Source organism: Binatus soli (SeqCode), assembly GCF_050015535.1.
Lineage (GTDB): Bacteria > Desulfobacterota > Binatia > Binatales > Binataceae > Binatus > Binatus soli.
In genome coordinates, this window is sequence record NZ_JBEKBF010000006.1 from 1 (window position 1) to 24,360 (window position 24,360).

Consider the following 24,360-nt stretch of genomic DNA (forward strand, 5'->3'; position numbering starts at 1 on the left):
CGTCTCGCGCCCAGGTCAGCCCGGCGACAGCCGCCGGATTGTCGAGCTGCTCAACCAGGTCGAGAATCAACTGCTCACCGTCACCGCGGCAGACAAAATCCACTTCGCTGCATTGCAGTTTCACCAGGGGCGCGTTTAGCGTCGCGAAGGCGCCGCCGATGGCGACTTTGACCTTGGAATCGACGGCGCGGATCTGGCGGGCGAGAATCTTGGCGTAGGGATAACTGGTCGTGCTCAGAAAACTCAACCCGATCAGTTGCGGCCGCCGCATGCGAATCTGCTCGATGATGACCTGGTTTGGAGTCTCGCTATTGGCCTGGTCGAACATCACGCATTCATGGCCGGCGCGCTTGAGCACTGCGGAGAGCGACATGATTCCGATCGGTGGGAACCCCATAATGCGCAGGTTGCCGTTTTTCGCGCGGCCGGCCGCCGGCACGGCGTAGAATTGCGGGTCGCGAACATGGATTAGAAATATCAGCATGGCCGCCTCTGGTCGTTGCCAACGCTCCGAGCCCGTGCTGTGCCCGCGTCGCCCCTCGCCAGCAGGTGAGCCTACTCGCCGGAATCATTCGGCTGAAAATCCATTCATTATAACGCTATCAGCGCGCCCAAAACCAGCCAGGGACCCCGGTCCCTGAAGCTGAGTAAGGAGGAAGCTTTTTTAAGGGCCTTAATTATGCCGGTCTGGAGACGGCGGCGGTGGCGGATATTGGCTCTTCGCAAATCGCCACGCGGAGATCCCAATGAGAAAGTAAAAAACCGTCAACAGACTTAATGGAACGATCCCGAGAACATAAGGCCATTGGCGCATCAAGGGTAGATAAGCGTTTGGGAAAAAAACCTGGACCAAGAGTGTGGTTAGTCCAACCGCTGCAAGCGCAAAACAAACCCAGTGAAGCGGCACGTATTTCAGGGGATCGAACTTGACCACGACCGCTCTTATAACATAAATTCCAAGAGTCGTGCAAAAGCGCTCTCGCATGCCCCGCGATACAAACCGGCCCGCCGCATTGGTCATGAAGAGGGCGACCGGCCAACCGCTGGAGCCTGAGCCGGAGAAACCCGCGAAAGACCCTGCCGCCGTCGCGCTTGGACGCAAGGGCGGCCTTAAGGGCGGCAAAGCGCGATGGGAAGGCATTTCGGCAAAGAAACGCAAAGAATTAGCTCGTAAAGCGGCCCGCGCACGCTGGAAGAAAGGTTAATCCGAGTGTTCAGGGAATTAGCTTGTTAATGCCGGTTGAAAACTGACCCACTTTGCCGGCGGGCGCCGAGGTAAACCGACCCACTGGCAAAGCAGCGGATTCTGATATGACTTCAACAGTGTCGATCGTCACTCCTGATTCGGCGCGCCTGCCTCAAGCAAGGGGTCTCGGATCGCAAATTCTGCGCGATCTCGGTGGGCTTGTGCTGCTTGCAATCGCGTCCCTGGCGGCTGGGCTCGTGATGAACCGTTTCTCCCTCAGTCCACTTCCTATCGTCTATCAAGCGCCAGAGCAGCGGTTCGATGCGGAGCTGACGACTCTGGTCGCGGCGGCGCCGTTCAAGATCGCGCCTGCAGCAACTGTCGGACTTGAGGAATTCCGTTCAGCCGCCGGGAGTAAAAGCGCACTCATCCTTGATGCCCGGCCGTCCGTGTTCTTCGAACAGGGACACGTACCGGGAGCGCTCAATCTCGCGCGAGACGACTTCGCCCACGACTATCGGGACCTGGCCGGCGTGCTGCAGGCTGCCCATGACAAGCCGATCATCGTGTACTGCTCCGGCGGCGAATGTCATGACAGCCGGCTCGTCGCGAACGCGTTGCTGAGTCTCGGCTTTGGCAACGTCAGCGTCTTCACGGGCGGGTGGGATGCATGGTCGGCGGGCGGGCTGCCGGCATCCACAGGGAACGGACGATGATGGCTCCCGACAATTCGCGTCGGAACTATGCGGTGCTTGCGGTCAGCATAGCCGTCGCTGCCGTATTCATTTACGCGGGCATCGACAAGATTCGCGACCCGCTGCAGTTCGCGGACAGCACCGCTGCATTCGCGATTCTGCCGGCGGTGTTCATCAACCTGCTGGCGCTGGGTCTGCCGCCATTCGAGATCGCATGCGGCGTCCTGCTGCTCGGGCCACGGACCAGGCGGGTCGGAGCGCTCGCGGTCGCTGGAATCTCTGTACTATTTTTCACGGCGTTGGCGTCCGCGCTGCTTCGAGGTCTCACGCTCGACTGCGGCTGTTTCGGGGTCGGCGCGCCATCGCGACCGAGAATGTGGCTGGAGCTCGCGCTGGACGCGGCGTTGTTCTCGGGCGCGTTGTTCATCTATTTGCGCTCGATTACCCGCCTGCCCGCGCGCGCGCCGTGAACACATCTGCGGTGGGTTTCACATTTAATAAAGTGATTTCCCCTTCCCCGCTCCCCTGCATTCGCGACCCTTCTCGGCGTATAATCGACAGTCGAGGCGCGCTTGTACATCGGACCCGGACTTATCTGAGGTTCGGGTTGTTGCTTTTGAGGGTTTCGCTTTTTCATTGGTACGCAACGCACTCTCGGGAGGATTGATCGGTGGCGATAAAAGTCGGGATAAACGGATTCGGCCGAATCGGCAGAATGTTCCTGCGCGCGGCCCTGGCCAAAAAGGAACTCGAGATCGTAGCCGTCAACGACATCACCGACGCGCCCACCCTCGCGCATCTGCTCAAATACGATTCCATCCACGGCACGCTGCGTCATGAGGTCAAGGCCGAAGGCGGAATTATTTTCCTCGACGGCAAGCCGCTCCAGGTGCTGGCGGAACGCGATCCCGGCAAATTACCGTGGAGCAAACTCGGCGTGCAGGTGGTCGTCGAATCTACCGGCCTGTTCACGGCGCGTGACAAGGCCGCGATGCATCTTTCTGCCGGCGCGAAAAAAGTCGTCATCAGCGCGCCCGCCGACGGCGCCGACGTCACGCTATGCCTGGGCGTCAACCAGCACGTTTACGACGCGAAAAAGCACGACGTGATATCCAACGCGTCATGCACGACCAACTGCCTCGCGCCGATTGGAAAAGTCCTGCATGACAGTTTCGGAATAGTCCACGGCCTGATGACCACCGTACATAGCTACACCTCGGATCAGAACCTGCAGGATGGGCCGCACAGGGATCTGCGGCGTGCGCGCGCTGCGGCGGTCTCGATGATCCCGACCTCGACCGGCGCCGCGAAAGCGATCGGCCTCGTGCTGCCCGCGCTCAAGGGCAAGCTCGACGGACTCGCGATCAGAGTGCCGACGGCGAACGTCTCGCTGGTTGACCTGACCGTGACGGTTGACAAGGACGCCGACGCAAAATCCGTCAACGCCGCAATGAAAGCGGCGGCGGATGGCCCGCTCAAGGGGATTCTCGCCTACAGCGATGCGCCGATCGTCTCGGTCGATCTCAACGGCGATCCGCATTCGTCGATCTTCGACGCGCCGTTGACCAAGGTGATTGGAAACAGGCTGGTGAAAGTATTTTCGTGGTACGACAACGAATGGGGCTACTCGAACCGGCTCGCGGATGTCGCCGCATTCGTCGCGGGCCAGCTTTAGCCGCGGGGCAACCGAACTGACCCGGGAGTGAGTGGCCGCGATGCCTGTACTACCGATTACGCGCCTTGAGTTGAAAGACAAGAAGGCGCTCGTGCGATGCGATTTCAACGTGCCGATCCACGATGGAAAGATCCAGGACCCGGCGCGAATCGACGCGAGCCTCGATACCATTCGCTACATCCTCGATCATGGTGGGTCGGCCGTGCTCTGCTCGCATCTGGGGCGTCCCAAAGAGCGCACCGCCGAGCTCAGCCTCAAGCCGGTCGCCGAGTATCTATCGAAAGCGCTCGGGCAGAAGGTCGCGCTTGCGCCCGACTGCATCGGCGATCACACCGGCAAAATGATCGAGGCGCTCAAGCCGGGCGAAGCGATTCTGCTCGAAAATCTGCGCTTCCACAAAGAAGAGGAAGCCAACGATCGCGACTTCTCGCATGAACTGGCGCGCCACAAACAGGTCTATGTGAACGACGGTTTCGGCTCCGCACATCGCGCGCACGCCTCGACGGTCGGAGTCACACGATTCATCGCGGAGCGCGCGGCCGGATTCCTGATGATGCGCGAACTCGATGCGTTGCGCGCGGTCACCGAGAATCCGCAGCGCCCGTTGGTCGCGATCCTGGGCGGCGCAAAAGTCTCCGACAAGATCGCGCTGATCAGAAATCTGCTGACCAAGGTCGATGCGATCCTGATTGGCGGCGCGATGGCGTACACGTTTCTCAAGGCTCAGGGCGTCGCCGTCGGCCGCTCGCTCGTCGAAGACGACAAGCTCGAGCTGGCAAAGGAATTGCTCGCCGAGGCCGCGCGAAAGGGCGTCAAAATCGTGCTGCCGTCGGATCATATTGTCGCATCCGCTCCCGAAGCCGACGCGACGCCTCATACAGTCGCCGAAATTCCCTCCGAGATGATGGGGCTCGACATCGGACCGGATACCGCGGCGGCGTTCATCGCAGAAATCGCGCGTGCCAAAACCGTTGTATGGAATGGCCCGCTCGGATTCTTCGAGATCCCGGCGTTCGCGGGTGGCACGATGCGAGTCGGTGAAGCGCTCGCCAATCAATCAGGCGTCATTTCGATAATCGGCGGCGGCGACACGGCTGCGGCCTTCGCGCATGCGCCGTGGGCGAACAAGTTCACGCATATCTCGACCGGCGGCGGAGCCACGCTCGAATTTTTGGAAGGCCGCGAGCTGCCGGGCGTGAAGGCGCTCGAAGTCTGACCTCGTACGGACAGGAAGGACGCGCGTGCGCAGGAAACTAATCGCCGGAAACTGGAAGATGCATCTTGTGCCGGTCGAGGCCCGCGCGCTCATCGCCGCAATCCGCGCCGAGATCGATTGCGACGCCGCGGCGCTGGCGAAAGATCGCGACGTGATGGTCGCGCCGCCCGATATTCTCATCCCGGCCGTGGCGCAGGCGCTCGCAGGCTCGTCGATCCTGCTGGGCGCGCAAAATATGCACTACGAGGACAAAGGCGCGTTCACCGGCGAAGTCTCGCCGCCGATGCTGAAGAGCTATGGCGTGACCCACGTCATCGTCGGCCATTCTGAGCGCCGCCACATTTTTCATGAAACCGATGAACTGATTAACAAGAAAGTGCTCGCTGCGCTCAAGCACCGAATGGCGCCGATTCTGTGCGTCGGCGAGACCCAGGACGAACACGACAGCGGCCGTGCGCTGGATGTTGTGCTGCACCAGCTCCAGCGCGGGCTTGAGAACGTTGGCGACGATCATATGACCGCAGTGGCGATTGCGTACGAGCCGGTGTGGGCGATTGGCACCGGGCGCCACGCGACCCCCGAGCACGCCGAAACGATACACGGAGCGATCCGCGGCGCGATCCTCGAACGATGCGGGCCCGAGCGCGCGTCGGCGGTGCGGATAATTTACGGCGGCAGTGTAAACGCCGACAATGTTGACTCGCTCGTGTCCAAGCCCGATATTGACGGGGCTCTGGTCGGCGGGGCAAGCTTAAAGGCTGACTCGTTCGCGCGCATCGTCAGGGCGCGGACTCGCTGAAGAAGACAAAATGGTTTCAATCGTTGTTTCAATTCATGTGATCGTCTGCGTGGCCATGTGCATCATTATCCTGCTGCAGCAGGGCAAGGGTGCGGAGGTCGGCGCCGTTTTCGGCGGTTCGAGCCAGACCGTCTTTGGCGCGAGCGGGGCAGGCAATGCGCTGACTAAAGCGACGTGGGCAATGGCGACAATTTTTTTCGCGACCTCGATCTTCCTGGCACTGGCTTCAGCGCGGCGCGTGACCGGTAGTATCTTCGATCGGCCGTTCTCGTCGGCGCCGTCGAGCGTGATGCCGGCGTCGAAGCAGGCGCCCAAGAACGCGCTTCCCGCGGCGCCGGCGCCAGCCGGTCGAAATCCCGCCGGACCCGCGACGCCGTCGTCGAAGAAGTAATAGAAGTAATAGCTGTACTTTCGGATTTGCGCCGGAGCGCTCAGACCCTCAACCTCGCTCCGGCCGGTACGCACGATGCGCGGGTGGTGGAATGGCAGACACGCCAGTTTGAGGGGCTGGTGGTAGCAATACCGTGCGGGTTCAAGTCCCGCCCCGCGCACCAAAAACCCTTGTTGCCATATCCGAATACTGAAACGCTAATCCTCGCGCGATTCTCTGAGGCACTTCATACTTATTAAACAAACTTGATCTTTGTGGCCGGTGGGTAACTGCCGGCGCGGTTGGCTTTGCCCTTCGGACGATAAACCTCAATCAACCTGGGCCCACTTTTTTCCATTTGTCCCAAGGTCCTTTTCCTCAAATGCATAGTTTCTGAGAAAGGCGTCTCAACGAGAACGTATTTTTCAATATCGCTGATGTCGATCGGACCTTGTCCGCGAAACCGCTGCGTCAACATCGATCTGAGCCGCGCAAAATCCGGCGATGGTTCAAATAGTACAACTTGGTTCTCATTCGTTCGGTCGGAGAAGATCTCTCCGCCTCCGGGGTCGGCCTTCCACATAGCTGCTTTCATCAAGCTTAGTCCTTTTTCGCTTTTTGTGCCGAAATAGAGGAAGTACTTCGTTCGATTTCCCCGATTCACCATTTGGAACTCGCGGACGTATTTAAAGCCGGCGACCGTTTCTAATTGTTTTCGGTAGAGATCCGCGATTCTGTCCCTACGTCTCCCAGAGTCAGTTTCACCAACAATCTCGCGCCATTTGGATGTCCCGAAGAGAGCGTCATAATGGTCGGCAACGTCTGGAACGCTTAGAAATCGGTTTATTTCCTCGTACATGAAAGTGATGAAGCACTCACACTTTGCATTGCTAGCAATGCGAGCTATCAGGTCCATCGGCACTCCGGCGAAACCAAAGGGATCGATGAACGCAAATGTCGGAGCGAGCTGACTTCCCTCAGCTTGGAATTTGTCCAGAATGCTGGACAACAGCGGGGCAAACTCGCCGTCGAACACATTGCAGCTCACCCAACTCGGAAGAGACACCCGCTTCAGTTCTTCCCGTAGAGCATCCGCTCGGCTCTTATCTCGCTCAAAGAAGGAAAAGACGACCTCGCGTTGGTTGTTTGCTTTCGCGAAGTGCGGGTGACTCAGCAACGCTTGTAACGCGATCAGCGGTGAACCGATTTCACCGCCGCTATACCGTCCTGGTCCTGCGAAGCCATCGAGAAAATGGATCCGGCCGTTTGTCTTGGCCATAACTGGCAGCCAACCCTGAAGGTATCGGTCTAGAATTCTATGTTTGATCAGGGTATGTGGCTCGATCGGCCAAATCGTTTCGCTAGGAGAGGTCATGCAGTCTGCTCGCGAGTTTCACGAATTCCCAGGATTGGCACCTGTGGACTTTGGTCCCAAGTTCTGCCTCCCAGCTTGCGACCTCCGGACTTTGGTCTGAAGCCACCCCACTGCTTGAAGAAAAATGGAACGTTAGCTGCCAAGCACTGGTCGCGAATTTCTCGTACCCAATCAGGATCGATCCGGCGGAAGTTGGGCCCACTTTCACCGCCCACGATCACCCAGTGAATTCCGCGAAGCGGTAGCCGTCTAATCCGCCCTAGCATAGGCTCCACTGATACGAATCTTACGGCGGCCGGCACCTGCCTCAGCAGCATAATCCGATAAACGTACTCCTCACTCTCCGTTGAGACTCCCTGCCACACATTCCTCGGCCAGGCGAGCTGTGTCGCCATTTCAGCGAGCCGTTCTGCCCTCTTGGTGAGAATTTGAAACGCATGCCACGAAGCTTCAGCCATCGTTGCGAAAACGCGCTCGATGAAAGCGTCGGGGACATCTTCGTGAAATAAGTCGCTCATGCTGTTCACGAAGATTCTCCGCGGCTGCCGCCATCTTAAAGGGAGTTCTATCTGATCGGAGTGGAGTGTTATCTCGAAGCCGTTACGATAGCGGGGGTTTCCCATGGCCTGAAGGCGATGCGCCAGCCGCTCAGCGTAGCAATGCTTACAACCTGGGCTGATCTTTGTGCACCCAGTGACCGGATTCCACGTAGCATCCGTCCACTCAATCGACGATTTGTCTCCCATGTGGACCTCTCGCCAATCTATCTATCACTCACAGTACTCGACGTGCTAGCTCTGTCGATGCCGACCAATCGCAAATTCAGTTGAGCGGGTATCGGTTGTGACATGTTGTTAATTTGAATCATGCAGCGTTCGTGCTCGATGGGGAAGCCGTAGCGCGTGCGGATGCGATCGAAAATCGCGCCCATCCGATCGTCATACGCACGCGGAACGTACTCGGCGCGCGCGTAAAACATGTCGATACGCTCCGCCAGATGCGGGAATCGCTCCCTCACGAATGGAATGAAGCGGCGCGCCGCCGCGGGTTTCAGAAACAGCGAACGCCACCATACTCCCGACGCGCCCGCGCGATGCGCCCCGCGAATCACGCTCTCGATCGCCGCGGGATCGTCCGTCAGTCCCGGAATCATCGGCATCATGAGCACGTTGCACCGGATTCCCGCCCGCGCCAGCTCGAACAGCGCGCGCAGCCGCAGGCCCGGGCGCGGCGCTCGCGGCTCGAGGATTCGTTGCAGTTTTCGATCGAGCGTTATCAGCGAGAAGTTCACCGACAGCTTCGAGCGCCGATTAATCTTTTTGAGCCACTCGAGGTCGCGAACGATCAAGCTGGATTTGGTCGTGATCGACAGGTCCAGCCCCGACAGTTGAGCGAAAACTTCGAGCATGGAGCGCGTGAGCCCGTATTTCCGCTCGGCCGGCTGATAGGGGTCGGTCGCCGTGCCGATTGCGATCGCGTCGGCGCCGATCGGCGTGCGTGAGAGCGTGCGCGCCAGGACCTCGGCCGCCATCCGCTTGACGAATATTTTGCGCTCGAAGTCCATCGGGTCGCGCAACTCGAGAAAATCGTGCGTATAGCGCGCGTAGCAGTACACGCACCCGAACTCGCAGCCGCGATACGGGTTGATGGTCCATCGAAACGGCATGCGCGGGCTGTCGCATCGATTGAGAATCTGCCGCACCGGCATCTCGATAAACTCGACGCCGCGGGTGACGTCGAGGTCTTCAGGCGGGGGCGAATAGAGGGGCAATGTGGCGGCGGCGTTCATCTGACAGCATGGCTATCTTCGCTTTTTCTTCGCTAAAGTTCAACCGGCGCCGTCCAGACGTTTTTCCACCGGGTGGCGGGATTGCGATGTCACAAGAGGCTAAGCAGGAGCATTTCGGGCGGCAAAGCTGCTAGATAGTGGTCGGAGAGCGCGGCGCGGGTACAGAACGATCCGCATCGCAGCGGGAGGAAATCGCGATGGCAGACAATGGGCGAAAATATCGTGAGAAGTACGGCGAGTGGGCTCTCGTGACGGGCGCGTCGGCGGGAATCGGCCTTGAGTTTGCCCGTGCGCTCGCGCGCGAGGGCATGTCGATAGTGCTGACGGCCAGGCGCGAGGAACGGCTGAACGCGCTCGCCGCGGAACTTCGCCAGAATTTTCACGTCGAAACGCGGGTGGTCGCGGTCGATCTCGCGGCGCCGGACGGCGCGGATCGCCTGGCCGACGCAGTCGCGGATTTGCCGATCGCATTTCTGGTCAACAACGCCGGCTTCGGCTACGCTGGCCGTTTCGACAAGCTGGCAATCGATCGGCTGCGCGCGATGGTGGTCGTAAACTGCGTCGTGCCGGTGGTGCTGACCAGCCGCATCATGCCCGGGATGGTCAAGCGTGGACGCGGCGCGGTGATCATCGTGGGATCGGTGGCGGGACGCCAGCCGCTGCCGCTGCATGCGGTTTACAGCGCAACCAAGGGATTCGATCTGCTGTTCGGCGAGGGGTTGTGGGGCGAACTGCGCGGGACGGGCATCGACGCGCTCGTGATAGAGCCGGGTCCCACGAAGACCGAGTTCCAGGCGGTGGCGGGAGAGAGTGTGGGGCCTGACCACGGCGAGCCAGCGGAAAATGTAGTGCGGGTCGCGCTCGACGCGCTCGGCAAGCAGCCGAGCGTTATCTCGGGATGGTTCAACTGGGTGCGCGCCAATGCGACGCGGCTGGTTCCTCGATCGACGGCGGTGAAAATCGCGAAGAAGGTGACCGAAGGCCAGACTCCGCAAGAGCTGCGATAGAAATGCGGTAGAGGCGCGGATCGGTGCTGGACGCGCGGATCCATGCGCGTCCGGGATAGTCAACTTGCTCCAGCCGCCGGTGCATGGCTCATGGAATTGTCGCGAGGTCGTAGGCGGGCGGCAGTTTCTCCGCGATCGTCGTGAGCGACGACCCATCAGCGGTTACGCGAACGATGGCGCCGTCGTTGCAGACCGCGAAGAAGCCGCTTTCGTTGTTTTCCGGATCGGCCTTCAGCCGCATCACCATGCCGCGTCCAAAACTCTGTTCGCTGGAAATCGCCGTGAAACTTTCGCCGCGATCGCTGCTCCGGAACAGCACCGCGTCCGCGCCGGTCGGTCCGACGCGCCAGGTGGGCGGCGGGCCCATCGCGGCCGCGGTGAAAACGTCTTCGCTGTCCGGCCGGCTTACGAGCAGCGGGACGGTGTAGGTGCGGTTGAGCCCGCGTGTTACGGGTTGCCACGATTTGCCGGCGTTGCCGGACAAGTAGAACCCATTGCCGGTGGTGGCGTAGAGGCGGCGCGAATCGCGCGAGTCCACCGCGACGGTATGAACATCCCAATAGAGACCGTCGTTGAGCGGCTCGAATGACGCGCCGTCGTTGCGCGAGCGGAAGATGCCGCCCTCCTCGACGCCGACGTACATCGTGGACGGCTCATGCGGATCGAAGGCGATCGAACGCACGTGCGGGATATGCGGCGCTGGCGGAAACGTCCAGCGGTCGCGCCCCGGGATTTTCAGGAAGCCGTCGCATTCCTTGAAGATGTGTCCGCGATCGTCGCTGCGAAACAGGCGGGCGTGCGAGGTCCCGATGAATACGCGATCCTTCACGGCGGGAGATGCGGCGATCGACCAGACCTCTTCTTCGCGCGCGAGCGGGGGAGTCACGTCGGTCCAGGTTCTGCCGCCGTCGGTCGAGCGCGCGAGCGCGCCCCTGCCGCGGACGTGCTCGGTCGAGCCGGCGTAGATGAGCGTGGGATCGACGGCATCCTGCGCCATGCACCAGATGGCTGACGGATCGGCAAGCACCATCAGCGGAGCCCCGCCGCGCGAGGGATCCAGAATCACAATGCCCTTGGCCGTCCCGATGCACAGGCGCATCCCGGTAAACCTCTCGTGGCCGCGCCAAATCGTAGCGCAAAGGACTCTGACGGAATAGCGCCCGGCGCGCACGGCAGGTGCGCCGCGCGGAGCTTACGTCAGCTTTGTGCCGAGGCGGATCTCGCCGGCGGCTGCGAGCTCGGCGGGCGCGGCTTTTTTGGGGTTGGGATCGATTCGCGCCCGTTTGACCAAAATCGTCCCGCCGGCGAGCGCGACCTTCATTCCATCGGAGTCAAGCGCGATTATCGTCCCCGGTGCGACGTCTGAGTGGCCTGCTGAGAAGCCCGCTTCATAGAGGCGCAGGCGTTTGTCGCCGACGATTGCGAACGCGCCCGGCTGCGGGTCGCATCCGCGAATCAGATTGAAGACCTCGCGCGCCGGTTTTGCAAAATCGATCTTCGCGTGCTCGTCGCGGCACGGCGGCTCGTAGGTCGCCTTGCTCTCGTCCTGCACGAGCGCGGGCGCGTTACCGGATTTGATCAGATCGACCGCTTCGACCATCGCGCCGATTCCCATCGGGAAGAGCGTGTTGAAGTAAATGGAGCCGACGGTGTCGTTCTCCGCAATCGGCACGCGCTTTTGAATGAGGATCGGTCCGGTGTCGATACCCTTATCCGGCCAGAACCAGGTGACTCCTGTTTCCACGTCGCCCTGGATTATCGCCCAGTTCATCCCGCTGGCGCCGCGATGGCGCGGGAGGAGGGAAGGGTGAAAGCAAATCGACTTGTAGCGCGGTGCGTAGAGAATTCGCTCGGGAACAATCAGGGTGACGAACGCGAGGATGGCCAGGTCGGCGTCGAGGGTTTTGAAATGCTCGAAGGCGGCGTCGTTCTTGAATGACCTGGGCTGGCTCATCGGCAAGCCCATCGCGCGCGCCTTGGCGGCCAGCGGATCCGCCCTGCCGGCGGGCGGATCGTGCGGTGCGAAGACGTGAACGATTTCGTCACCGTGATTGACGAGCGCCTCGAGCGCTTTTTCCGCGAATGCAGCCTGTCCGAGCAGTGCGATACGCAACCTGGTGTTCCTCCAAATTTATCCGGTTACGCTACCAAATCAAAAATGGAGTTGCACCTGCACCCAACGTTAAGGCCGCGCTCCGTTGTCGGCCGTTGGCACGGCTGGCCAGTATTAACGCCGCGCTCCGTTGTCGCGCGCGGCCCTGCCAATGGCTTAATACTGCGCTGCCGTCGCCACGGCCAGGGGCTGCGGCCCCTGCACCCGCATTGAGAAGACGCGAGCAGGGCTGAGCCCTGCACCCAGTGTTAAGGCCGCGCTCCGTTGTCGCGCGCGGGCAGGGGTGACCCCTGCATCCAGTATTAAGAGCAGTGGTGCAATGGCAGTCACTTTTTTCGAAAGTGGTCGGAAATGGTGCTGTAGTGTTGGGGTTTTGAGGAAAACGTTTCACGTGAAACGTTTTTTAGTTCAGGAGAACAAATCACGAAGCAGGGACCCGGTCCCTGCACCCGGTGATAAAACAGGTTAAGGGGAAAAAATAGTCGTCGTTGTCCGTCGTGTCCTGCGTCATCCCGAGCGAAGTCGAGGGACCCCGGATCTTTTTCCGGAACTTACTGACCGCGAGGGGGCGGTGGAGCGCGCTCGCGACTGCAGAGTCAGCGTAGAGATTTGAAGCAATAATTATTTTTTCCCGCGATACCGAGTCCTGCCGCGTGACACTTCAGATCTCGGATAGCCTTGCCGTTGGCAAGTATCCGGGGCAATAAATATCAAATAATCTCTGGGAGTCTAAGTGCGTATAAGAAATATCAAAATCAGCCAGTGGCGGCACTTCGAGAATATCGAGCTCCAGCTCAGTGACGAAACTGGTCTCGTCTGCCTTGTCGGTGCCAATGGGACCGGCAAGAGCAATTTGCTGGAGCTAGTTGCGGCCTGCGCTCATCATCTCGGTTTATCAGGGGGCATCGAGATTCCGCGCGGCGATCCGTTCTCCGATCCGCATAGCTTTTCCCTGCAATTTTATCTCGGCGAAGGTGTGAGCGCGGGAATCGACGAAGGGCTTGCCGGTGAGCCGGACTTTCGCGAGTGGGACCGTACCCTCACCATTCAGAGCGAGCGCCACGAGGGCAATCACATCAGCAGAATCGAAGCTGGAGGCATAGCGAACACTAGCCGTAAAGTTGAATTTGCCCGTCGCGTTATTCACCAGTTGCAGCAGTCTAGCGACGTACATTTTCTGTCGCTTGACTCCGACCGCGCGTATCCGATGAGACATCTCACCTTTACCGATGCCGCCATGGCCTATCAGATTGATTGGGCTGGCGTCGAATATACGCGTGGCAGATCATTCAGAAGGACCGCGACGCTCTACGATGAGTGGTTGAAGTACTTCCTTGCGCTGGAGAACCAGTCCGGGGCACAGCTGATGCAGGACATGCGTCGGGCAAAGAAGCTCGGTGCAGAGCAGCCCGGATTCGAAGATCATTTTGAAGCATATGCGGCGTCTCTTCAGAAGGTCTTGCCGCATGTCTTCTTCACAGGTATCGATCCAAAGCAACGCACGCTACTCTTCGATACGACGGGGTTGGAACTGTCCTTTAACCAGCTCAGTGGTGGTGAGCGGGAGATCGCGTTTCTAATTGGTCAGATCGATCGATTTGGATTGCGGAAGGGCTTGTTCCTACTCGATGAACCGGAGCTGCACCTCAACGCCGACCTGATCAGAACGTGGATCGCGTATCTGACCGGTACGGTCGAGACCGGACAAGTCTGGCTCGCGACTCATTCGCTTGAGGCCGTCGAGGCCGCGGGAATGCATGCCACATTCGTTTTGGAGAGGAACGAGGAGACGCGCAAGGTCGACAGCCTCACCCGTCTGGATACCCGCCCTGTCCTTTCTGCGCTATCCCGCGCGGTTGGCACGCCGGCTTTCTCGATTTCTCAATTGGTTTTCGTATTCGTCGAAGGAGAGGAAGGCGTCGGAGAGCGCGAGTTCTTCCAAAAGCTCGCCGGACTGCAGAACCTCCGCTTCATGGAATGCGGCTCCTGCAATGAAGTGGTGCGACGGGTCGCCGACATCAAAGCGCTTGCGAGCGAGTCCGAAGCTGGAATCCGCATTGGCGGCATCGTTGACCGAGATTTTCGGTCCGATGCCGAAGCAATGACGCTAACCAGCGCCCGTGGCGTGTTCGTCCTTCCTGTGCATGAGGCAGAGAATTTTTTTCTCCACCCGGCGACCCTTCGCCTCCTTCTGGAGCAGAATGGGCGCACCAACGGTGCGCCGCTGGACATGATCCGCAGTCGGTCCGATGCCCGTGCCGGCAGTTGGATTTTTCAGCACGCGATGGCGACGCCTAACGCGAAGTCGCTGCCCGACATCTCGGTGCCTGCCAAGACACAGGCGAAAGCATTCACTTGGGCGCAGTTCGACGCTGATCGGAATACCGCGCTTCACAGCATCATCGATGTTTCCGGGTATGACGCCGAGGATCAGCGCAGGCTGCGCGGAATTCTGGAAGTAAGCGCAAATTCGTATGCCCGCAAACGCGACGAAGACGATCTCTGGAAGTCCTGCGAGGGGAAACAGGTCTTGAATAGTGTTGCAGTGGCCGCGGGTTTCGCCGGTGCTCAGGCTATGATCCTGGCGACCTTTGCGGCCTGGGCGCGTGAAGGCGCTGAAATTCCTCCAGAGCTGGCGGCGTTTCGCGCATATCTGGCCGCTCTCTAGCGTCCACCTCCGCCGGCGATCGCGCACTGTCTGTCCGAGTCGTGGCGGGCGCGCGGTTACAGCGCGCGGCGGGATGGACGTGGATGATCCTCCGCAGGATCAAATCTAGGGCTCACGCACATCCGGGATTCTGAGCGCAGCGAAGAATGACGCGGGGGCTCGCTTTTGGGTCCTTAGGCCGACATGCTGCGCGGAATTTCATTGAAGGGCGATTGACACGGTCGGGCGCGGGCCGCTTTGATGACCGATCAAATGTTCTCCACTCGACGGTTGTCCGAAATTCTCGCGATACTTCTCGTATTCGTGGCCGTGCCCGGCCGCGCGCAGGACTCCACCGCTGCGCATCGCGGCCGCGGCCGTATCGTGGTGCTGATGGTATGGGATGGGCTGCGGCCCGACTTCGTCACGCAACGCGACACGCCCAATCTTTACCGGCTGGCGCGAGAGGGCGTGCGGTTTGACCGCCATCACTCGATCTTCCCGACCCTTACGATGGTCAATGCCACCGCGCTTGCCACGGGAGCGCCGCCCAGCGTCAACGGACTCGAGGGCAACGTCTTCTATCTGGAGCCGTCGGCAGATACGCCGGCCTCCGTCAGCAACATTTCTCCCTTTGAGGCCAAGCCGGGGGCGCCGACGATTGCGAAAGACGCGCAGGGTCGGATGGTCTGGACGGAGGGCGCCAGGGCGATCGTCAACTTGAACGGGGCGGATGGATTCAAGGGCCGTTTGATCGGGTTGGACACAATCACGCAGGAGGTCGCGCGCGAGGGCGGCTACGTCAGCGTGATCGGCAAGCAGGGACCGACTTCGGTGTTTGACAATCGCGTTGAAACGGTCGTCGATGGCAAGGACATTCTCGGCGAGCCGCACAAGGATTACCTGTTTGCCTCGGACGATCTGGTCGAGCCCAAGGCGGTGAGTCAGAAAATAAGCTCCGCGATGCCGCCGGATTCGAAAACCGCGATCGCCGATGAGCAGCGCGATTTGTACTTCGAGCGGCTGGTCGTGGAAGACGCTATCCCGTCGGCCAAGCGCGCGGCGGACGCGGGCCGGCCTGCGTTGGTCGTTTTCTGGCAGCACAATCCCGATCTCACGCAGCACATTGCGGGGTTGGGCACATTGCCCGCGATGGAGGCGTTGACCCTTTGCGACAACAACCTGGCGCGTCTTCGCGCGGCGATCGACGCGTTGGGAATCGCGGACAAAACCGACCTGATAGTGGTCTCGGACCACGGCTTCGCGACGATTAAGTTCCGAATCATTCTGTCGGAAATGCTGGTGTCGGCGGGAATCAAGAAATCGCACGACAGCACCGACGTCATCGTCGCCCCCAACGGCGGCGCGGACCTGATTTACCTGTCGCCGACCGAGTTCCCCACGCCGCAAGCGCGTCGCGCGGTGCTGCAGAAGATCGTCAACTTCGCCGAGGCGCAGGAATGGTGCGGACCGATCTTCTCGCGCGAGTCCGCCATCGCGCCCGCTGAGCGCAGCCGTCGTGGCCGCATCCAGCGCGCGCCGAAACCGTACCTCGGATGGATCGACGGCACCTTCAGCCAGCGCGTCGTGGGTCTCTACAATCCCGCGCGCTCGCCGGACCTGGTGATTTCATTTCGCGAGGAGCCCGACGCCGACAACAAGGGCCTTACCGGGCCGGGCAATCCCGCGTTCCTGATCGGCGGAACCGGACAGGTCTCGACGCGCAACAAGTCCGCCGAACTGGTGCATCCGGTAAAGGGACTCATGTACGAGGATAGCGGGACCAGCCAGACGTTCACGACCGGGATGGGGATGCATGGCGCGGCAGGCGAGCGCGAGATTCATAATTTTTGCGCCGCGATTGGCCCGGACTTCCGGCGCGGGTTCGTCGATCTCAATCCCACCGCGAACACCGACGTTGCGCCGACGATCACGCAGATACTGGGTGTGCTGCCGAATATCGGCCCCGGCGGTCTGGCGCCCGCGGGACGCGCGATGGCCGAGGCGCTGACCGATGGCCGCCACGGCGCTGGAGGATCGCATACGCAAACGATGACGACCGACCTGATGCTGCAAGGCGTCGAGGCCGTGACGACGATTCGAGTGAGCTGGATCGGCGACGAGCCGTATCTCGATAGCTCGACCGTCGAGCATAAGCCGCTGGGCAGCTCGCCGTGACAGTCGAGTCAGCTCGTTGGCGCGGCTAGGCCGGGAGCATAGCAAGAGAGTCCTTTGTCCCACCCCGTGCGGCGCGATTACGAGAACATCACGCACGAGAAGGCGGCGGCGGGGTCACTTTGGTGGCGAGGTTCAACTCAGCTTATCGCCGATACTCGAATACAGTAGCTCCCCGTGTTTCCGAACGTAGGACAACGGCACCTTCGGATTGTTGATGTCTTTATCTCCGTCAGCGTGCCACTTTGCCTCCCACTTGGTGTACCAGAACTCCATAGCTGCGGGCTTTAGTCGATAGATTTCCTTCAGTTCAATGCCTTCGTAGGTTGCAAAAATCCAATCGACTTTCCTGTATTTGGCGATAATTGCTGGGTTAAGGTGGTGATGAGTGGTGAATTGGTCAGTTCGGAGAATATTGACGGTCTTCAGTTCGTACTCGTTCCCATCAGCATCAACGGCGTCGTTGCCTTCGCGCGCCTTCAGTGCGGTGAGGCCGAGGATGAGGCAGACCTGAAGTATTTTGCCGCCATTGTCTTGAAAAATGTCCGGGATGCCGTGCTTCATCGCCAGCTTTTGGTACTTGCGGATCGCTGGGAACAGTTCCTTGAGCAGCTTGGCGTCAGGATGGGATTTCATTCTTCCCCTCCTTCAACAACTCGCTAACCGTAACGCCGAGTGCCTCTGCTAACCGCTCGATGTTGTCGATCGACACATTTCGCTCACCGCGCTCAACTGAGCCCAAATACGTTCGATGTAGGCCCGCGAGATCGGCCAGAGCCTCCTGCGAAACAGCTTTCACGGCGCGGAACCGGCGCAGGTTCCGTGCTAAAATACTTCGCGCGGCCGGCCTGTTCTTCGATCGAGCCACATGGACAGGCTTGAACTTTGGATGACTTTAGGTCTACAGACTTTAAGTAGCTTTTGCAGCGTAAGATTTTGAGCAAATAGGCTGATAGATGAAACGCAACCTGCCCCAACTTTCAGCGAGTGCCGCGTACATTACAGAGTACGGGGCTGCGTACTGCGGCGATTCCCAAGAGCTGTTGGCCGGGCTTCCCGAGGGCAGCGTTAATCTCGTCGTGACGTCGCCACCGTTCGCGCTCCAGCGACAAAAGGCCTACGGGAACAAGGACCAAGCGGAATACATCGACTGGCTCGCCCAGTTTGCTCGACAGGTGCACCGAGTGTTGCAGGAGGACGGGAGCTTTGTGCTTGACCTCGGCGGTGCATACGAAAAGGGCGTGCCGACGCGGAGCTTGTATAATTTTCGCGTTCTACTCAAGTTATGTGACGACATTGGTTTTTACCTCGCTGAAGATTTCTACTGGTTCAATCCGTCCAAACTGCCGAGTCCGATCGAATGGGTGAACAAACGCAAGCTGCGCGCCAAGGACGCTGTGAATACGGTCTGGTGGTTCGGCAAGGGAGAGTGGCCCAAGGCCGATATCACTAAGGTTCGAGTTCCTTATAGCGCAAGGATGAAGAAGCTTCTTGAAGACCCCGACGCCTTCTATACGCCGAAGGCGAGGCCGTCAGGGCACGACATCAGTAACGCATTTGGGAGGGACAACGGGGGAGCTATCCCATCCAATCTGTTGCGGATATCGAATACCGAATCCAACGGGCGGTACCTCGATGCGTGCAAGGCGATACGGGCCAAGCAGCACCCTGCGCGATTTCCGGCCAAGCTGCCGGAATTTTTCATCCGCATGCTTACGGAGCCCGGTGATGTGGTAGTTGATATCTTCGCCGGGTCAAACACGACGGGCCAAGTTGCGGAGTCCGAAGCACGCTGTTGGCTTGCATTCGAATCGTCCCCGGAATACGTCGCCGCATCCGCTTTTCGTTTCCTCACGACGCATAACAGCCGTGCCGAAATGCGCGCACTCTACGAGCGCATCGAGGCAGGTGTGACCGTCGATCTCCGGCAGTATCTCGGGCAGCGGAATCTTCTAGAGCCCGCCGTCAATCCAGCGCGGTGATCGAGCGGCCGCGCGTCTCGGGCAGTATCCAGACCATCATGGCGCCCAGCGTCGAGAAGACTGCGCCGAGCGAAAGCGTCGCGCCGAAACCAAACCGCGCGCCGAGCGCCGCGATCAGGATCGGCGTGAAGAACTGAAATCCGCGCGTGACGTTGAGCAGCAATCCAAGCGAAGTATTGCGAACCCGCGTCGGCAACAGCTCGGCGATCATCGGCGCGACTCCTGCCCAGATACCGGTGCCGAATCCCGCCGTGAACATCGCAGCCGAGATGAGTCCGGGCACAGCCCGCGCCGAATTCCACAGTACGGTCGGCGGGATGGTGCCGGCCGCCATCAGCATCCCGTATGCGCAAAACGCGGGCCGGCGGCCGAATCGGTCCGCGACGCGGCCAAACGTCAGGTAGCCGAGCACGCCGCCGACCTGCATTTTCATCATCATGCGGCCGGCGCCCGCAGCGGTGAGCCCGCGCTTGAGTTCCAGGTATCCCGGCATCCAGGTGTACGTGAACCAGTACGCCTCGGAGTTCAGCAGGACGACTACGAACAGCAGCACGAAGATCCGCTTGTGAACGAGAATCGCGCGCAAGTCGATGCCGCGGTTCAGCTCGGTGCGCGTGCGCTGCCAGACGTCGCTCTCCGGCATCCACTTCATCACGGCGGCGACGACAAATACGGCGGGGATGGCGGAAACCATGAACGTCAGACGCCATCCGATCGCGGGTGCAAGATAACCGCCCGCCGCCGCCGCCAACAAAACCCCGAGCGGCGCTCCCGTCTGCACGTATGCTGCGTATCGTGCGCGGCGCTCGGCCGGCACGCTTTCGGCAACCAGACTTTGTCCGGGGGCCCATCCGCCGCCCATCCCGAGCCCGGTTATCGATCGAAACACGATCAGTTGGGGGAGAGTATGGCTGAATCCGCACAGCGCGGTGCCGACGCCGTAGATTGCGACCGTGGTTGCGATCGTTGGTTTTCGCCCGAAGCGATCGCCGAAGAAGCCGAAAATGACTCCACCAAGCGCCGTCATCAGCAGCGATGTGCCCAGCGCAATCGACGACTGCTCCGGCGTCAGATGGAGTTCGCGCGCAACCGGGACCAGCAGGAACGAGTAGAGAATCAGGTCGTAGAAGTCAAAGATCCAGGCGGCGAAGGCGAGCGCGACGATCCTCAGATGGATGGCGCCGGTCTCGCGCTGGTTCATCAGCAGTCCGGGCGAAGTGCGCGGGACGGCAGGCGCGGGCGGCGGTATATCGGCGACTGGCTGCATGGAATCGGGTATGGTTGGCTATCCTTGCCAGCTGCGACTGTCAAGGGAATGCGCCCGGCGGCGCGTCATTTTGACTCCGCCAAGGCGGATCGGCGCGCCTTCGCAGTTCGGAGGAGTGAATGTTCAAAAGATTTTTTCGATGGATTGTTCGAACGGTGATCACAGTCGCCGCGCTGTTCGCGATCGTCGCCATCTCGGATTACATCGCGCATCGGGTGCGGCCCAACTCTGTTCTGGCGGTCGAGCTGAACGGATCGGTTGTCGAGCGCGGCGGCAGCGGGTTGCTCGGCCTTCTGAGCACACATCAGACGGCGCTCAACGATCTGCGCAATGCGATCGACGCGGGTGCGAAGGATCCGAAGATAGTCGGCCTGGAAATCAAGGTTATCAACCCCGAGATGGAACTGGCGCAGGCGCAGGAGATCGTTGCATTGATCCAGTCGTTCAAGAGCCACGGCAAATGGACGACCGCGTATATCGAGACCGCCGGCGAATCGGGCGCGGGCAATCTGCCCTACATCGTTGCGAGCGCCGCCGATGAAGTCTCGCTGATGCCGCGGGGAGACCTCAACCTGATGGGAGTGCAACTGCGCGAGCTGTTCATGCGCGGCACGCTCGACTGGCTGGGGATCACGCCGATCTTCGCCTCGGCGGGGCAGTACAAGAGCGCGGCCAACATGTTCACCAACAAGGACTTCACGCCGGCGCAAAGGGAAGAGGACGAAGGGCTGGCCGGGAGCTTGTTCGATCAGATCGTCGCGGCAATCGGGGCCGCGCGCAAGCTCAGTCCCGACGCGATCAAAAGCCTGATCGATCAAGCGCCGTTGAATGCGGACGCGGGGCTGAAGGCGCGCCTGGTGGATCGACTCGAATACGAGGACGAATTCAGCGATCGCGTGAAGCATCACGGCGGCTCGCTTCACACGGAGGTCGACTACGCCAATTACGCACGTGCGAGCCTGTTTTCCAACTTCGCCGGCGGAGATCGAATCGCGGTGATTTACGGGGATGGGGAGATTCAGAGCGGCGGCGAAGGCTTCGAACCATTTTCAAGTCCCGATACCGAAGCGATGACTGCCGACGACATGGCCAAAGCGTTCAAGTCCGCGCGCGAGGATGACGGCGTTCGCGCCGTCATTTTCAGGGTCGATTCACCCGGAGGCTCGATGCTCGCGTCGGAACTCATCGGCCGCGAGGTCGAGCTCACGGCGAAGAAAAAACCGGTGGTCGTCAGCATGTCGGGGTACGCCGCTTCGGGCGGATACCTGGTATCGATTCCAGCGGCGAGGATTATCGCCGAACCCGGCACGGTCACCGGCTCGATTGGCGTGCTCGGCGGCAAGTTCAACATCTCGCCGGCCGCGCAAAAGATTTATGCGAACACCAACGCGGTGAGCCGCGGAGCAAACGTCGGAATGTTCGATATGTGGACCGACTTCACGCCCGCGCAATCCAAGCAGTTCCAGGATGAGATTATGCGCGACTACCAGTACTTCCTGAAACTGGTCGCGGCCGGCCGCCATATCACGGTGGAGCAGGCCGATGCGGTCGCGCAGGGACGGGTCTGGACAGGAGAGCAGGCGCTCAAGATCAAGCTGGTCGATTCGCTTGGCGGACTCGATGACGCGATGGCGGTCGCGAAAGGATTGGCGCGCCTGGCTCCCGATCAGCCGGTCGGGATCATCGAACTTCCCGAGCAGCCGGGACTGCTGCAATCGCTGACCAGCGGCAAGATGGTCGCGTCGATCACGCAGCGCCCGGCTGCGCGAATCGTCGAGCCGGTCATCGAGCTGATTCGCCTGGCGCTCAGCGGTCACGCGCTTTTCAGCGCTGCGTATTGTCCAGTGGCGCCGATGCTCTGAGCGCGTTCGGAGCAAGTCTCATGCGGCAAACAATCATCGGCCTGCTGATGGCGGGGTTGACGGCGGCATTTTTCTACTGGGTGGCAAGGCGCCGTTACAAGTGCCCGTACTGCGGACGGGTCGTGAAGTATGACGACGTCAACTGTCCACACTGCGGCAACGACATGAAGTACAGGCATCGCGCCGGTCCCGAAGCGGTTCCCAGGGCGGCGGCGGACCTGCGGCCGACGAGGCGGCGGCCTTCCGGCGACCGCTCTTCACGGCGTTGAGGGCATCTCGGGCGCGACGCGATCAGCAGATTGCTTGAAGTTCGCGGCTACATGCCCTGCCGGGCGTGGCAGTCGGAGCAGATTCCGTACAGTTCCATCTTGTGCCGGGTCAGCGTCACGCCGAGATCGCGGGCGACGATGTTTTGCATGCGCTCGATCGAGGCGTTCTCGAACTCGATGATCCGGCCGCATCGCTCGCAGATGAAATGATCGTGATGGCGCTCGGCGACGGCTTCGTAACGCGCCTGGCCCTCGTCAAAATGGCGCTCGTACAACAGCGCGCATTCCTTGAGCAGGCGCAGCGTCCGGTAAATCGTCGCATAGCCGACGTGCGGGTTGATCTTCTTGACCTCCGCATGCAGTTCCTCGGCGCTGATATGATGTCCGAGCTCGAAGAATGCGCGTGCGATGTCGTCGCGCTGGCCGGTGGACTTGAGCCCGCGCTCCTTGAGCCGCGCGTGGAAGGCATGCATCCGATCTTCCGCGCTGATCGCAGGTTTGCGACCGATTACGGTGTGACCAGCCGATGCGGTTTCGCCTGGACGCGGCATCTCAGTACTCAGGATGGGGCGTCTCCGACGTGAACGACGCGCCGTGCGGCGGGGGACAGATATAAGGATTCGAGATCGCGGGAGCGCAGCGCCTCGGCAATCACTTCGAGCTGCTCGGCGGCAGGCTGATCGCGATCGATAATAACGAGGTTCTTGTCGCGCAACCGGCAGGCGCCGCCGCGCGTGCGGTAGCCAATTTCGCGCATGATCTTTTCACGACGGACCTCGAGCCCGACGCGCTGGGCAGCCTCGGCGAGCTCATCCACGATTCTCATCATCCGCGCCTCGCTAAGTTCGCTCATTTCACCTGCATCCCTGCCCAATCGATTGTGGCTGCGGCTCCGCCCCCTCTTGAGGCATCACCGCGCGGCATGTTATCGCGGTAACTGACGCGGAGGTTACGCGCTTGATCAAGAAAATCCTCATCGGCATCGACACCTCCGAACACTCCCGCAACGCACAGGCGTACGCCTTCTATTTTGCCCGAATTTTCAATGCGTCGCTGATCGGATTGCATGTCGTCGATATCGTGTCGATCGAAGGCTCCTTTTTCCATGATATATCAGGTTCGCTCGGGCTGGAACCATATTTGGATTTCTCGTCCAAGATGCGCGAGGTGCTGACCGCCCGGGGCCGTGCCGTGCTCGACGAATTTGCCGCTGCGGCAGGCCGCGAGAATCTTGCCGTCGAGACCGTGCTCGACATGGGAATCGTCGCCAACCAGATTTGCGAACGAGCGCGCAGCAGCGATCTGGTCATGATCGGGCATCGCGGCGTCAACGAAAAGTTCTCGACCGGGCTTTTGGGTTCGACGGCGGAAAGCGTCGCGCGCAAATCTCCACGCCAGCTGTTCATCTCGCCGAAGCGATTTCGCGAGGTCAAACGCCCCGTGCTGGCGTACGACGGCAGCGAACGGGCATCGCGCGCGATGCGCTCGGCGGCGGAAATTGCCAACGGCCTGGGGATTCCGGTCACCGTCATCACCTGTGCGCGCGATCCCAGGCTTGGTGAGCGGACTCTGGCCGAGGCGCGCACCTACTTCGAGAACTACACGCCGAAGGCCGAGTTCAAGCTGCTCCAGGGTCACGCCAATGAGGAAATTGTGAAGTTCCTTAAAGAGCACGATGCCGACCTGCTCTTCATCGGCGCATACGGGCATAGCAGGATTATCGAGATGGTGCTCGGCTCGACCACCGAGTACGTGCTGCGCAACTCGCCGTGCCCGGTGTTCCTGGCGCGCTGAGATTCGCATCGTCGTAAGTCCTTAATAAATAAGGGCTGGAGGAGGAAAAGGCCCGGTGGCCTTACCGGTCTTCAAAACCGGCTTGGCGGCTAATATTGCCGCCGGAGGGTTCGACTCCCTCCCCCCTCCGCCAAGAGTG

The 24,360-nt window shown here is 60.5% G+C and carries 24 protein-coding genes and 2 tRNA genes; 15 read left to right on the forward strand and 11 right to left on the reverse strand.

The annotated features are described in order from the left end of the window. Positions 1 to 484, reverse strand: a 484-nt coding sequence (locus ABR989_RS05705; RefSeq protein ID WP_428126420.1) for a cobalamin-dependent protein, incomplete at its 3' end; no start/stop codon positions are given. Positions 485 to 1,323: 839 nt separating this feature from the next. Between ABR989_RS05705 and ABR989_RS05710 the strand changes: the two genes are divergently transcribed. From ABR989_RS05710 to ABR989_RS05740, 7 genes are all read left to right on the forward strand, one after another. Continuing rightward, positions 1,324 to 1,902, forward strand: coding sequence for a rhodanese-like domain-containing protein (locus tag ABR989_RS05710; RefSeq protein WP_428126422.1), 579 nt, complete (start codon positions 1,324 to 1,326; stop codon positions 1,900 to 1,902). After that, a complete protein-coding gene (locus ABR989_RS05715) occupies positions 1,902 to 2,351 on the forward strand; it encodes a MauE/DoxX family redox-associated membrane protein (protein WP_428126423.1) in 450 nt (149 codons plus the stop codon). Before ABR989_RS05710 ends, ABR989_RS05715 begins: the two co-directional genes overlap by 1 nt. Before the next feature lie 200 nt (positions 2,352 to 2,551). Next, entirely contained in the window at positions 2,552 to 3,556 is a 1,005-nt protein-coding gene (gene gap, locus ABR989_RS05720; RefSeq protein WP_428126425.1) for a type I glyceraldehyde-3-phosphate dehydrogenase, read from the forward strand. A gap of 40 nt (positions 3,557 to 3,596) precedes the next feature. Further along, positions 3,597 to 4,772, forward strand: a complete 1,176-nt coding sequence (locus tag ABR989_RS05725) for a phosphoglycerate kinase (RefSeq protein ID WP_428126427.1) — start codon at positions 3,597 to 3,599, stop codon at positions 4,770 to 4,772. A 25-nt stretch (positions 4,773 to 4,797) separates the two neighbouring features. Beyond that, entirely contained in the window at positions 4,798 to 5,571 is a 774-nt protein-coding gene (gene tpiA / locus ABR989_RS05730) for a triose-phosphate isomerase (RefSeq protein WP_428126430.1), read from the forward strand. A 10-nt stretch (positions 5,572 to 5,581) separates the two neighbouring features. Then, positions 5,582 to 5,962 (forward strand): preprotein translocase subunit SecG, encoded by a 381-nt coding sequence (secG, locus tag ABR989_RS05735; protein ID WP_428126432.1) that lies wholly within the window; start codon positions 5,582 to 5,584, stop codon positions 5,960 to 5,962. Between the two features lie 77 nt (positions 5,963 to 6,039). Beyond that, positions 6,040 to 6,125, forward strand: a tRNA-Leu gene (locus tag ABR989_RS05740). A gap of 72 nt (positions 6,126 to 6,197) precedes the next feature. Here the strand turns inward: ABR989_RS05740 and ABR989_RS05745 are convergent. From ABR989_RS05745 to ABR989_RS05755, 3 genes are read right to left on the reverse strand one after another with little or no spacing between them, the layout of a single operon-like run. After that, on the reverse strand, positions 6,198 to 7,316 hold the full coding sequence (locus ABR989_RS05745) for a three-Cys-motif partner protein TcmP (protein WP_428126435.1): 1,119 nt from the start codon (positions 7,314 to 7,316) through the stop codon (positions 6,198 to 6,200). Beyond that, on the reverse strand, positions 7,313 to 8,062 hold the full coding sequence (locus ABR989_RS05750) for a DUF5131 family protein (protein ID WP_428126437.1): 750 nt from the start codon (positions 8,060 to 8,062) through the stop codon (positions 7,313 to 7,315). The genes ABR989_RS05745 and ABR989_RS05750 overlap by 4 nt, the downstream gene beginning before the upstream one ends. A gap of 17 nt (positions 8,063 to 8,079) precedes the next feature. Continuing rightward, the gene (locus tag ABR989_RS05755) at positions 8,080 to 9,105 is read right to left on the reverse strand and encodes an SPL family radical SAM protein (RefSeq protein ID WP_428126438.1); all 1,026 of its coding nucleotides are present in this window, start codon (positions 9,103 to 9,105) and stop codon (positions 8,080 to 8,082) included. A gap of 197 nt (positions 9,106 to 9,302) precedes the next feature. Between ABR989_RS05755 and ABR989_RS05760 the strand changes: the two genes are divergently transcribed. Beyond that, entirely contained in the window at positions 9,303 to 10,112 is an 810-nt protein-coding gene (locus ABR989_RS05760) for an SDR family NAD(P)-dependent oxidoreductase (RefSeq protein WP_428126440.1), read from the forward strand. Between the two features lie 88 nt (positions 10,113 to 10,200). Here ABR989_RS05760 and ABR989_RS05765 read toward each other — a convergent pair whose 3' ends face one another. Continuing rightward, positions 10,201 to 11,211, reverse strand: a complete 1,011-nt coding sequence (locus ABR989_RS05765; RefSeq protein ID WP_428126443.1) for a WD40/YVTN/BNR-like repeat-containing protein — start codon at positions 11,209 to 11,211, stop codon at positions 10,201 to 10,203. A 93-nt stretch (positions 11,212 to 11,304) separates the two neighbouring features. After that, positions 11,305 to 12,225 carry a methionyl-tRNA formyltransferase gene (locus ABR989_RS05770; RefSeq protein WP_428126445.1) on the reverse strand — a complete coding sequence of 307 codons (921 nt, stop codon included), beginning with the start codon at positions 12,223 to 12,225 and terminating at the stop codon, positions 11,305 to 11,307. Positions 12,226 to 12,958: 733 nt separating this feature from the next. On the opposite strand from ABR989_RS05770, the gene ABR989_RS05775 reads away from it, so the two are divergent. Next, the gene (locus ABR989_RS05775; protein ID WP_428126447.1) at positions 12,959 to 14,893 is read left to right on the forward strand and encodes an AAA family ATPase; all 1,935 of its coding nucleotides are present in this window, start codon (positions 12,959 to 12,961) and stop codon (positions 14,891 to 14,893) included. Positions 14,894 to 15,133: 240 nt separating this feature from the next. Beyond that, positions 15,134 to 17,050, forward strand: a complete 1,917-nt coding sequence (locus ABR989_RS05780) for an alkaline phosphatase family protein (RefSeq protein WP_428126449.1) — start codon at positions 15,134 to 15,136, stop codon at positions 17,048 to 17,050. A 132-nt stretch (positions 17,051 to 17,182) separates the two neighbouring features. On the opposite strand, the gene ABR989_RS05785 is transcribed toward ABR989_RS05780, so the two are convergent. After that, positions 17,183 to 17,683 (reverse strand): PDDEXK family nuclease, encoded by a 501-nt coding sequence (locus ABR989_RS05785; RefSeq protein ID WP_428126451.1) that lies wholly within the window; start codon positions 17,681 to 17,683, stop codon positions 17,183 to 17,185. After that, positions 17,667 to 17,915, reverse strand: a complete 249-nt coding sequence (locus ABR989_RS05790) for a helix-turn-helix domain-containing protein (RefSeq protein WP_428126453.1) — start codon at positions 17,913 to 17,915, stop codon at positions 17,667 to 17,669. Before ABR989_RS05790 ends, ABR989_RS05785 begins: the two co-directional genes overlap by 17 nt. Before the next feature lie 88 nt (positions 17,916 to 18,003). Between ABR989_RS05790 and ABR989_RS05795 the strand changes: the two genes are divergently transcribed. Beyond that, positions 18,004 to 19,029, forward strand: coding sequence for a DNA-methyltransferase (locus ABR989_RS05795; RefSeq protein WP_428126456.1), 1,026 nt, complete (start codon positions 18,004 to 18,006; stop codon positions 19,027 to 19,029). Here the strand turns inward: ABR989_RS05795 and ABR989_RS05800 are convergent. Beyond that, positions 19,013 to 20,296, reverse strand: coding sequence for an MFS transporter (locus ABR989_RS05800; protein ID WP_428126458.1), 1,284 nt, complete (start codon positions 20,294 to 20,296; stop codon positions 19,013 to 19,015). The two genes, ABR989_RS05795 and ABR989_RS05800, sit on opposite strands and share 17 nt — an antisense overlap. Before the next feature lie 119 nt (positions 20,297 to 20,415). Here ABR989_RS05800 and sppA point away from each other — a divergent pair, with 119 nt between their 5' ends. Both sppA and ABR989_RS05810 read left to right on the forward strand, forming a co-directional pair. Then, positions 20,416 to 22,158 carry a signal peptide peptidase SppA gene (gene sppA, locus ABR989_RS05805; RefSeq protein ID WP_428126460.1) on the forward strand — a complete coding sequence of 581 codons (1,743 nt, stop codon included), beginning with the start codon at positions 20,416 to 20,418 and terminating at the stop codon, positions 22,156 to 22,158. A gap of 20 nt (positions 22,159 to 22,178) precedes the next feature. Then, a complete protein-coding gene (locus ABR989_RS05810; protein ID WP_428126462.1) occupies positions 22,179 to 22,427 on the forward strand; it encodes a zinc ribbon domain-containing protein in 249 nt (82 codons plus the stop codon). A 47-nt stretch (positions 22,428 to 22,474) separates the two neighbouring features. On the opposite strand, the gene ABR989_RS05815 is transcribed toward ABR989_RS05810, so the two are convergent. Both ABR989_RS05815 and ABR989_RS05820 read right to left on the reverse strand, forming a co-directional pair. Then, complete coding sequence (locus tag ABR989_RS05815) at positions 22,475 to 22,978, reverse strand: Fur family transcriptional regulator (protein WP_428126465.1); 504 nt, start codon at positions 22,976 to 22,978, stop codon at positions 22,475 to 22,477. A gap of 8 nt (positions 22,979 to 22,986) precedes the next feature. Then, complete coding sequence (locus tag ABR989_RS05820; RefSeq protein WP_428126467.1) at positions 22,987 to 23,280, reverse strand: hypothetical protein; 294 nt, start codon at positions 23,278 to 23,280, stop codon at positions 22,987 to 22,989. A gap of 104 nt (positions 23,281 to 23,384) precedes the next feature. On the opposite strand from ABR989_RS05820, the gene ABR989_RS05825 reads away from it, so the two are divergent. After that, positions 23,385 to 24,221 (forward strand): universal stress protein, encoded by an 837-nt coding sequence (locus ABR989_RS05825; RefSeq protein ID WP_428126468.1) that lies wholly within the window; start codon positions 23,385 to 23,387, stop codon positions 24,219 to 24,221. 37 nt (positions 24,222 to 24,258) lie between these two features. Further along, positions 24,259 to 24,354, forward strand: a tRNA-Sec gene (locus ABR989_RS05830). Positions 24,355 to 24,360: the final 6 nt, after the last annotated feature.

Coding starts and splice junctions, on each gene's coding strand:
- ABR989_RS05715 (WP_428126423.1), top strand. CDS start 1,902: ATGGCTCCCGACAATTCGCGTCGGAACTATGCGGTGCTTGCGGTCAGC.
- ABR989_RS05725 (WP_428126427.1), top strand. CDS start 3,597: ATGCCTGTACTACCGATTACGCGCCTTGAGTTGAAAGACAAGAAGGCG.
- secG (WP_428126432.1), top strand. CDS start 5,582: ATGGTTTCAATCGTTGTTTCAATTCATGTGATCGTCTGCGTGGCCATG.
- ABR989_RS05745 (WP_428126435.1), bottom strand. CDS start 7,316: ATGACCTCTCCTAGCGAAACGATTTGGCCGATCGAGCCACATACCCTG.
- ABR989_RS05750 (WP_428126437.1), bottom strand. CDS start 8,062: ATGGGAGACAAATCGTCGATTGAGTGGACGGATGCTACGTGGAATCCG.
- ABR989_RS05755 (WP_428126438.1), bottom strand. CDS start 9,105: ATGAACGCCGCCGCCACATTGCCCCTCTATTCGCCCCCGCCTGAAGAC.
- ABR989_RS05760 (WP_428126440.1), top strand. CDS start 9,303: ATGGCAGACAATGGGCGAAAATATCGTGAGAAGTACGGCGAGTGGGCT.
- ABR989_RS05765 (WP_428126443.1), bottom strand. CDS start 11,211: ATGCGCCTGTGCATCGGGACGGCCAAGGGCATTGTGATTCTGGATCCC.
- ABR989_RS05780 (WP_428126449.1), top strand. CDS start 15,134: ATGACCGATCAAATGTTCTCCACTCGACGGTTGTCCGAAATTCTCGCG.
- ABR989_RS05785 (WP_428126451.1), bottom strand. CDS start 17,683: ATGAAATCCCATCCTGACGCCAAGCTGCTCAAGGAACTGTTCCCAGCG.
- ABR989_RS05795 (WP_428126456.1), top strand. CDS start 18,004: ATGAAACGCAACCTGCCCCAACTTTCAGCGAGTGCCGCGTACATTACA.
- ABR989_RS05800 (WP_428126458.1), bottom strand. CDS start 20,296: ATGCAGCCAGTCGCCGATATACCGCCGCCCGCGCCTGCCGTCCCGCGC.
- sppA (WP_428126460.1), top strand. CDS start 20,416: ATGTTCAAAAGATTTTTTCGATGGATTGTTCGAACGGTGATCACAGTC.
- ABR989_RS05810 (WP_428126462.1), top strand. CDS start 22,179: ATGCGGCAAACAATCATCGGCCTGCTGATGGCGGGGTTGACGGCGGCA.
- ABR989_RS05815 (WP_428126465.1), bottom strand. CDS start 22,978: ATGCCGCGTCCAGGCGAAACCGCATCGGCTGGTCACACCGTAATCGGT.
- ABR989_RS05820 (WP_428126467.1), bottom strand. CDS start 23,280: ATGAGCGAACTTAGCGAGGCGCGGATGATGAGAATCGTGGATGAGCTC.